Genomic DNA, 2,327 nt, shown 5'->3' on the forward strand with positions numbered 1-2,327 from the left:
GGGCCTGTCAGGTCAAGCTGGGTGACGTTCGGAAAGACAAGGAACGCAACGGAAATCGGAGTGGGGTCGGGCATGGGCGCCCTCCTTCAGGTCAGAGGTTGATGCCCAGACGCCCGGCATGTGGTCGCCGCGCTCCCCGGTGGTGATCCACCTCATGCGCCAGTTACGCAGCGAAGAGATGATAGCCCGTTCTCGAACCGGCGTCACCCTCGACAGCGAAGCGGTCTGAGGGTCCATCCTTGTCCGCAAAAAACGAGGCGCCTGCCGCGAGGATCGGAGATGGGCTCTCAAATCGCTCACGTCGATCGAGAGTGACGCGCACTACAGACTCAATTCATCTATTGAAAGTCGACGCCCTAAGGCTCCCGCCGCCCATTTGCCCGGTCGGCGAGCTCATCCATGAAGCCGGACACACGCCGCGCATTGGCGCCAAGGTCCGACAGGCCGACGCGGCTGATCGAGCGCATGTCGACACGCGTCGCGCCATTGACGGCGCGGATGCGCACGGCGACATCATCCTTGAAGCCGAACCAGCCTGAGGTCTCCGTCGCTTCGAGCAGGGTTTCCTCGACATCCTCGCTGGTTTCGGGCCGGGTGAAGATGTCCCAGCCGCGGGCCTCGGCGAGGCGCGTCGCATAGGCGGCGATCTCGCCGGGGGACTGGTCAAAATAGACAGGCTCGATCGGGCGGTCATAGGCCGGCGCTGTTTCTTCACCATCAACCATCTTTGGCTGCTCTGCCTCCTCCTGGACCTCCGAAACGAGGCGCCCGCCCATGCCAGGCCAGCGCTCTTCGACGCCCGGCGACTCAGGAATGACGGGCGCTTCCTCGACCGGGTTCATCGCATCGTCGGATTTGCGCTGGGCCAGCAGGGCTTCGGAGAAGCGCACCGGATCGTCCCAGTCGGTCTGGATATCGTGGATCGGAGGCAGGCTCCCGGCTTGCGCGCCAAAACCGATCAGACGGAAAACCAGCATCAGGGCGATCAGAAGCGCGCCGAGGGCAAGGATCACCGGCTGGGTGCGCGGGGACTTGATGAGGCCGACAATGACAGCGATCACAGCTAGCCCGGCGGCGCCGAAAGCGATGATCGGCCCCCAGCCAATGGTCATTTTTCCAAGCCCGAACTGCCATCCCCAGAGCCCGTATTTCGTGCCGAGCGCCGCTGCCGCGAACCAGATCACGGCCAGAATGGAGATGGCCAGCGCTGCGCCTGCAAATTTCAGGCGCCAGCCCGCTGAATTGACCGTGTCACTCATGCGTCATCCCTCCGCCTCATATGGTTCAGCGCCCGACACTTATCGCGGCGGGCGCTGATAGCAAGGGATTAAGACTGACGCCCGGTCACGAAACAGCGACGGGTCAAGCCGTCGGCAGCTTGTAATCCTTGAACATTTCGCGCAGCTTCAGCTTGTTGATCTTGCCAGTGGCGCCGAGCGGTATCTCTTCAACGAACTGGACATCGTCCGGCGTCCACCATTTGGCGATCTTGCCTTCAAGCTGCTTGAGCACGTCTTCTTTCGACGGCTGTTCGCCATCGGCGGGCTGAACGATCAGGAGCGGTCGCTCATCCCATTTTGGATGATAGACGCCGATCGCCGCCGCATTGGCGACTTTCGGATGACCAACCGCGAAGTTCTCGATGTCGATCGAGGAGATCCATTCCCCGCCCGACTTGATCACATCCTTGGCGCGGTCGGTGATCTGCATCGTCGAGCCCTGGTCAAGCGTTGCGACATCGCCGGTATCGAACCAGCCATCCGCGTCCACGGCAGGCTCGTCGGCCTTGAAATAGGATTTCGTGATCGCCGGGCCGCGGCAGACCAGCCGGCCGGATGTCTCGCCATCGCGCGGCAGGTCCTTGCCCTCATCATCGACAATCTTGAGTTCGACCCCGAATGGCGGGCGGCCCTGGGTCAGCTTGTAGGTCATTTGCTCTTCGTGCGGCGCATCGACCAGATTGGCCGGTAGCGCGCCGAGCGTTCCAAGCGGGGAGAGTTCGGTCATGCCCCAGGCGTGGAAGACCTCGACATCGTAATTCTCTTCAAAGGCCCGGAGGATCCGCTCCGGCACAGCCGAACCGCCGATGACCACTTTGCGAAGATGCGGCAGTTTGAGATTGTTCTCTTCAAGATAGGTCAGCAGAAGCAGCCAGACGGTCGGCACAGCCGCCGTGATCGTCACCTTCTCCTTGTCGAGCAGTTCGTAAATCGCCTTACCCGACATATCCGCGCCCGGCATGACCAGCTTTGCACCTGTCGCCGGGCAGGCAAAGGCAAGGCCCCAGGCATTGGCGTGGAACATCGGAACCACCGGCAGCACGACAT

Annotated in this window: 2 protein-coding genes and 1 riboswitch; both genes read right to left on the reverse strand. The window is 62.1% G+C overall.

Going from position 1 to position 2,327, the window contains the following annotated elements; genetic code table 11:
- Positions 1-96 precede the first annotated feature (96 nt).
- Positions 97-177, reverse strand: a riboswitch (ZMP/ZTP riboswitch).
- 179 nt (positions 178-356) lie between these two features.
- Positions 357-1,259, reverse strand: a complete 903-nt coding sequence (locus WA989_RS18540; protein WP_424341952.1) for a DUF1499 domain-containing protein — start codon at positions 1,257-1,259, stop codon at positions 357-359.
- Positions 1,260-1,362: 103 nt separating this feature from the next.
- Positions 1,363-2,327 (reverse strand): AMP-binding protein (locus WA989_RS18545; RefSeq protein ID WP_424341953.1); only part of this gene is annotated, 965 nt, incomplete at its 5' end.

The sequence above is a fragment of the Henriciella sp. genome, from assembly GCF_049649345.1.
Lineage (GTDB): Bacteria > Pseudomonadota > Alphaproteobacteria > Caulobacterales > Hyphomonadaceae > Henriciella.